Here is a 5,761-nt window from a genome sequence, read left to right on the forward strand (position 1 = left end):
CAACGGGACGGAGGAAGCCGGGCCGGCAGCGGGCGCGGCCGGAGGCGGCGGGATGACAGCATCCGGATCCGAACCGTTCGAGTGTGCGTCGTCGACCACGATGTTCCCCCCTGCTCACGTCGCTCGATGTGACGCGTGCTCCGTTTTCAGGCTAGCTGCCTCATCTCCCGCAGCTCGCTCTTCCGATCCGACTACCCCGCGGACTCCGCCGGGCACACCACGGTGGCGGTGAGCGTGGCGGGCACCTCGACGCCCTTCGTGAGGTCGAGCTCGCCGGCGGACGGGCGCTCGCCGGCGGGGAGCTCCACCAGTGTCGCCGTGCCCTCGAGTGCGACGACTGACGCACGGAGCGCGCCGCCGTCCAGCCGCTCCTGTTCCGCGGCGCTGCGTCCGAGGAACCCGACGTACAGTCCGTCGAGCACGTAGGCCCGGATCTGCCCCTGCCCGCCCTCCTCATCAGGGAGGCCGACCATCGACGCCACCTCACCGTCGGAGAACGCCTGCAGGACGCCGGAAGCGCACGAAGCCTTGTCCGGCTGGGCGGTGACCGTCTCGAAACGCCCGTCCACCTCGTAGGTGATCTCGATGGAGGGCTCGGTCGGCGCGACGCCCTGGGGCGAGGGGCTGACCGGCACGGCCGTCTCCTCTCCGGAAGGCGTCGCAGGCCCGGACCCGGCTGCGCAGCCGGCCGCGAGGAGCATCCCCGCGACGGCTGCCGGAGCGACGACGCCGCGCAGAAGGTGTCGGCGTGAGCCGTGGCGCGTCATCGGTCGCACGTGAGGTCGACGGTGAGCGAGCCGTCCACCTCGGTGGCGTTCTCGGTGTCGAGATCGCCAGCGCTCGGTGGGGTGCCCGGCTCGGCCTCGGCGATGGTGACCGTCCCGGGTGCCGCGTCGATGCGGATGCGGTCACCCTCCATCGCGATGTCGATGTCACGAGCCTCGAACACGTAGATGCGCTCGTCGTACACCCAGGCGGTGACGGAGGACGGCTGTGCGCCGTCGCCGAACTGCACGGTGATCCCGCTCTGGGGTGCGTCGGTCGCGATGCCGCTCGCGCTCGAGGTCGTGCACCGCACGGACGCCGGGTTCCCGGAGACAGTCGTCTGGCCGTCGCCGTCGTCGAAAGAGATCGAGACCCCGGCTGACGCGGACGCGCACCCGGCGAGCAGGAGCACCGCACCGACGACGCCAGACGCGAGCGTCAGTCTTGGGTGGCGGCGGCTCATCGAGCCCAGGCGCCGGCGCGGCGCGCATCGAAGTCATCCACGTCGCCGATGTGTCTCGTCGCACGCTCGCGCGCGGATGCCGCGAGTGCGCGGAGCGCGCGGATGTCGGAGTTCCAGCGCCGACGGGAGATGGCGAACGCCTCACGCGCCTCGCCGTTCCAGGCGCTCTCGAGGCGATCGAGGCGGGCTTCCAGGGCATCGAGCAGCTCGGCCATGCCGTCGAGTCCCGCCTGCACCTGGTCCAGGGTCGCGATCGTGGAACCGGAGATCTTGATCATTCGGGCGTTCCTTCCTCGACGTCCTCGATGCGCTCGATGCGCTCGATGACGTCGATGACGTCGCGTGCGTCCTCCGGGATGGCGTCGCCTCGCGGGATGGGGAGGAGATCATCGCTGAGGAGCGCGCTCAGAGACTGCTGTCCGGCGAGCACCGCTCGGATCCGCAGCCGAAGCTCCGGGCTCGCGTCCGCGGTGTTCGCTGCACGCTCGAGCTCGGCGCGGACCTCGCGGATGAGGGGCGACGAGGCAGGGATGCTGTCCACGAGTGGACGATCGTCCGCCGCGCCGAAGGGGGACGGGCGGAGCGCATCCCCGAGCCTCGCCTCCATCGCTGCGAATCGCTCTTCGCGGTTCATCCTGTCGTCTCCATCGTCGGGATATGCAGATCGGCGGTGACGTCGCTGAGATCCGCCGAGAGGTGTCGTACGGCCTCGAGGAGCGTGAGGATCGTCAGGGCGTTCTGGACGCCGTCCCACACGTCTTTCGCGCATTTCGCCGCCCAGAGGAGCGAGACGCCGGCCGCGCTGTATCCGACGATGGGGCCGATGCCGCTCGGAGCCGTCGCGGTGCCGGCTCCGGCAGCCGCCGCCGCGACGAGGATCGCGTCGATGAACCCGTGTGCAGCGCCGGCGAGCGCGTCGAACTCGAGCTCGACGCCCTGCAGGAACTGGCTGAACTGCCCTGCCGCGTCACCGATCTCGGAACTCGCGTCGCGGAGCTGCTCGAGGAGGTGCTCGAAGTAGTCCTGCGCGCTGTTGGCGGCGTACCCCTGCCAGTACACGGCCAGGGCGCCCTTCGCGGACTCCAGGTTGTCGGCGACCTCGCTGAGCATCGTGCTGATGCCCTCGAGCATGAAGCGGAACTCGTAGAGGTCCGACCAGCGCCCGCCGAAGACCTCCAGGAGGTCTTCTTTGATGCTCTGCGCGCCGATCCATCCCATGACGGTCCAGACCCACTCCGACGGACTGAGGAGGTCACCGGGCAGCAGCGCGGTCCCCTGCTCGTCGAGGTTGTCGTACTGTCCACCCGAATCGCAGTAGAAGGCGATGCCGCCTCCGTTCAGCGGGTAGACGGGGAAGAGCCCCCCGTCGTCCGTGCGGTCGGTGGACGGGGCGAGCTCGGCGGCGCTCCGGCGCCCCGGCGCATCGGGATCGAAGTCGTTGTATTCGTCCGGGTCGTACGCGTCGAGCTCGGCGGCGGACATCAGGTCCATGGTCTCGGCCTCGGAGGCGACGTCCCGCAGCTCGGTGCCGACCCCCACGAGCACTTCCTGGACGTGTCCGAGGAAGACCGAGAGGCCGGCGCTGATGTCCATGGCCTGCTCGGCCGCTCCCGAATACAGCGGGTACTCGCTCGAGTCGCCCACCGGGTGCTCGTCCACCCATGTCTTGCCGTCGCCGACGAGCTGCGCGCACTGATCGAAGGCGCGCGCCTGATCGACGAGACCGTCCGGAGTGATCCAGAAATCGGTATCGGACATGTTCCCCCCTCGGATCCGATGGTGTCATCGTATGTCATCGGCGATCTTGCGCCGAAGCCTCGACGGGTCGCCGCGGGGTGAGCGCTCGCCGCGGAGAGAGCTCAGCGGGCTTCGAGAACGCGCTCGAGGTGCGCGCGGCCGCGCCGGATCGCTGCGGCACCGATGTCGTCCGACCCCGGGTAATCCGCATGACCGGCGGGCAGCACCTCGAGGTCGAGCATGTTCGCGGCGTTCGCGACCGCGAACTGCCCCTGCGGCGGTACGTACGGATCCCACAGCGCGGCCTCGACCCGCACGGGCACCCGAGCGAGCGTCATCGAACTCGACGCGTCGAACCAGCGCAGCACCTCGCGGGCCTCGGGGTGCGTGGCGACGTGCGCGCGCACGACCTCTCCGCTGCCGAGGCAGGGCACAGCCAATCTCTCGTCGTACTGGCCGAAGCTCGGCACGATCAGGGTCGCGCCGATGTAGCGGTCGTCCCAGGGGAGGGCGAGCGAGCCGATGCCTCCGCCGAAGCTCTCGCCGACGTAGTAGAGCGGAAGGTCGCCTGCCGACGTGATCAACGCGTCACCCGCGAGCCACAGGTCTCGTGCGCACAACCCCAGCACGTAGCGCTCCGGGTCGTCGATGCCGGCCAGCACGTGCTCGTCCCTCGGCTCGGGCGCGCCCACCCCCGCGTTCAGCGTCGGCAGTCCCCGGGCGACCGGGAAGATCGCGGCCGCATCGTCGGGAACCCGCGCGAGGTCGATCGCATCGCGACCGCCGTACCCGTGGCTGTGCACCACGCCGACGCGGGCCGCACCCGACACCGGCTCGACGACCCACGCACGCAGGCGCACGCCGTCGGCGCCCGAGTACTCGATCACCGAGACCCGGCGGCCTGCCACGGTGTCGACCGACAGGACGACCGCAGCGGCATCCACCTGCCGCGCCTCGTCGCGCCACCGCATCCAGCGCTCCGCGAAGCCTTCGGGAGGTGCGATCGGTGCGACCGCTCGCAGTGTCTCGAGCGTGTGGCCGTAGCTGGCGTCGAACGCGGCATCCGGGAACCAGGCGTCGTAGGAAGAGGGGAAGGTCATGCGTGAATGTCGCTCCGGGTGCGGCGGGCGCGGTAGGCCGCGACGGCGTTGCGGTTCGTGCAGGTGCTCGAGCAGTAGCGCTTCGAACGGTTCCGTGACAGGTCGAGGGCGAGAGCCTGGCACGTGTCGTCGGCGCAGATGGAGATGCGCGAGCCCTCGTCGGCGCGGATGACGTCGATCAGCGCCATCGCGGTCTCGATCAGCACGCGTTCGGCCAGCGGGCGCTCGTCGGCCACCGCGTGCAGGTGCCAGTCGGCTCCGTCGTGACGCACCAGTCGTGGCGCGAGGTGAGCTTCGGCGAGGGCGGCGTTGACGTGCTCGGCCATCTCATCGCGGGGTGCGAGCAGCATGGTGCGCAGTCGCGGGCGCAGGTCGCGCAGCGAGGCGAGCTCGGCCTCGTCGCGGTCGAGGCGACCGGAGTAGGGGAACTCCGCGAGGAAGGTGTCGTAGTCGTCGAGCGTCGCCAGGGTCTCCGGGTCCTCTGCCGAGTTCACGAGCCAGACGGCCGAGCGCAGAGCCTCCTCCGTGTCATCGGTGAAGTTCATGTTGACACCTTACATCGTGCGAGAGTAGCGTCACCTGTCATGAGCACTGTGGCAAATGACATCACCGCACGAGGCGTGCGCCTCGGCCTGCCGCTGGCGATCGGCGCGGCCTTCGCGTTCGGGATGTCGGGCGCCTGGGCCCGCGGGCTGATCGATGCGGGATGGACGCCGGGAGCCGCCGTGACCGTGCGCGTCTGGGTCGCGGCGCTCGTGCTGCTCGTGCCGACGATCCTCGCCCTTCGAGGTCGATGGGGTGCGCTGCGGAAGAACGCAGGCATGGTCGCCGCCTACGGACTCCTCGCGGTGACCGCCACGCAGCTCTGCTATTTCCAGGCCGTCGCCGTGATGGACGTCGGCCTCGCACTGCTCATCGAATACACCGCGCCGATCGCCGTCATCCTCTGGCTCTGGCTCCGTCGAGGCGAACGCCCGAGTCGACGCAGCGTGATCGGCGCGGCCATCGCGTTCATCGGTCTCGTGCTGATGCTCGACATCGTCACCGGCGCAGAGGTCAACGTCGCCGGCATCCTCTGGGCGCTCGCCGCGATGGTCGGCGCCGCGACGTACTTCCTGCTCTCCGCCAAGGCCGATACGGGACTGCCGCCGATCGCGCTCGCCGGGGGAGGGCTGCTGCTCGGGGCCGTCGCACTCACCGTGGCGGGCGCCGTCGGCATCCTGCCCATCGCCTGGACGACCGACGACATCACCTACCGCTTCGGCACCGTGCCGTGGTTCGTGCCGGTGCTCGCGATCGGCCTCATCGCGACCGCGCTCGCGTACGTGCTCGGCATCGCGTCGACGCGGATGCTGGGATCGCGGCTGGCATCATTCGTCGCCCTGTCGGAAGTCGTCGCGGCGCTGCTCTTCGGCTGGCTGCTGCTCGGACAGCTTCCCGACCTGCTGCAGGCCCTCGGCGGTGCGCTCGTGCTGGTCGGCGTCGTGGTCGTGAAGCTCGGAGAGCCGCGTCCCGTCGAATTCGTCGAGCCCGTGCCGGATGCTGCGGAGCTGCCCCGTGCCAGGCAGGGGCCGCTCGTGGCGGGGGCTGGGGTTGAGGCTGAGTCGGGGGCTGGGGCGGGGGCTGGGGCAGGGGTTGGGTTGGCACCTGGCGTCGGAATCCCGCGCGAATAGCGACGTGAGGTGCCAGGTGCGCG

The 5,761-nt window shown here is 70.3% G+C and carries 8 protein-coding genes; 1 reads left to right on the top strand and 7 read right to left on the bottom strand.

Annotated features, from left to right (window positions below; all coding sequences use genetic code 11):
• Positions 1-191 precede the first annotated feature (191 nt).
• The 7 genes from RWO82_RS14785 to RWO82_RS14815 form a co-directional block, all read right to left on the bottom strand.
• Positions 192-767, bottom strand: coding sequence for a hypothetical protein (locus RWO82_RS14785; RefSeq protein WP_314428290.1), 576 nt, complete (start codon positions 765-767; stop codon positions 192-194).
• A complete protein-coding gene (locus tag RWO82_RS14790; RefSeq protein ID WP_314428291.1) occupies positions 764-1,228 on the bottom strand; it encodes a hypothetical protein in 465 nt (154 codons plus the stop codon). The genes RWO82_RS14785 and RWO82_RS14790 overlap by 4 nt, the downstream gene beginning before the upstream one ends.
• The gene (locus RWO82_RS14795; protein WP_314428292.1) at positions 1,225-1,506 is read right to left on the bottom strand and encodes a hypothetical protein; all 282 of its coding nucleotides are present in this window, start codon (positions 1,504-1,506) and stop codon (positions 1,225-1,227) included. The genes RWO82_RS14790 and RWO82_RS14795 overlap by 4 nt, the downstream gene beginning before the upstream one ends.
• Complete coding sequence (locus RWO82_RS14800; RefSeq protein WP_314428293.1) at positions 1,503-1,769, bottom strand: hypothetical protein; 267 nt, start codon at positions 1,767-1,769, stop codon at positions 1,503-1,505. The genes RWO82_RS14795 and RWO82_RS14800 overlap by 4 nt, the downstream gene beginning before the upstream one ends.
• An 89-nt stretch (positions 1,770-1,858) precedes the next feature.
• A complete protein-coding gene (locus RWO82_RS14805; protein WP_314428294.1) occupies positions 1,859-2,986 on the bottom strand; it encodes a hypothetical protein in 1,128 nt (375 codons plus the stop codon).
• Positions 2,987-3,087: 101 nt separating this feature from the next.
• Entirely contained in the window at positions 3,088-4,065 is a 978-nt protein-coding gene (locus tag RWO82_RS14810) for an acetylxylan esterase (protein WP_314428295.1), read from the bottom strand.
• The gene (locus RWO82_RS14815) at positions 4,062-4,610 is read right to left on the bottom strand and encodes a CGNR zinc finger domain-containing protein (protein WP_314428296.1); all 549 of its coding nucleotides are present in this window, start codon (positions 4,608-4,610) and stop codon (positions 4,062-4,064) included. Before RWO82_RS14815 ends, RWO82_RS14810 begins: the two co-directional genes overlap by 4 nt.
• 39 nt (positions 4,611-4,649) lie before the next feature.
• Here RWO82_RS14815 and RWO82_RS14820 point away from each other — a divergent pair, with 39 nt between their 5' ends.
• On the top strand, positions 4,650-5,738 hold the full coding sequence (locus RWO82_RS14820) for an EamA family transporter (protein ID WP_314428297.1): 1,089 nt from the start codon (positions 4,650-4,652) through the stop codon (positions 5,736-5,738).
• Positions 5,739-5,761: the final 23 nt, after the last annotated feature.

This window comes from uncultured Microbacterium sp., from assembly GCF_963521645.1.
Taxonomy (GTDB): domain Bacteria; phylum Actinomycetota; class Actinomycetes; order Actinomycetales; family Microbacteriaceae; genus Microbacterium.

Excerpts from the sequence above, each read along its gene's own strand:
- RWO82_RS14815 (WP_314428296.1), bottom strand. The coding sequence starts at position 4,610 with ATGAACTTCACCGATGACACGGAGGAGGCTCTGCGCTCGGCCGTCTGG.
- RWO82_RS14785 (WP_314428290.1), bottom strand. The coding sequence starts at position 767 with ATGACGCGCCACGGCTCACGCCGACACCTTCTGCGCGGCGTCGTCGCT.
- RWO82_RS14810 (WP_314428295.1), bottom strand. The coding sequence starts at position 4,065 with ATGACCTTCCCCTCTTCCTACGACGCCTGGTTCCCGGATGCCGCGTTC.
- RWO82_RS14820 (WP_314428297.1), top strand. The coding sequence starts at position 4,650 with ATGAGCACTGTGGCAAATGACATCACCGCACGAGGCGTGCGCCTCGGC.
- RWO82_RS14795 (WP_314428292.1), bottom strand. The coding sequence starts at position 1,506 with ATGATCAAGATCTCCGGTTCCACGATCGCGACCCTGGACCAGGTGCAG.
- RWO82_RS14790 (WP_314428291.1), bottom strand. The coding sequence starts at position 1,228 with ATGAGCCGCCGCCACCCAAGACTGACGCTCGCGTCTGGCGTCGTCGGT.
- RWO82_RS14805 (WP_314428294.1), bottom strand. The coding sequence starts at position 2,986 with ATGTCCGATACCGATTTCTGGATCACTCCGGACGGTCTCGTCGATCAG.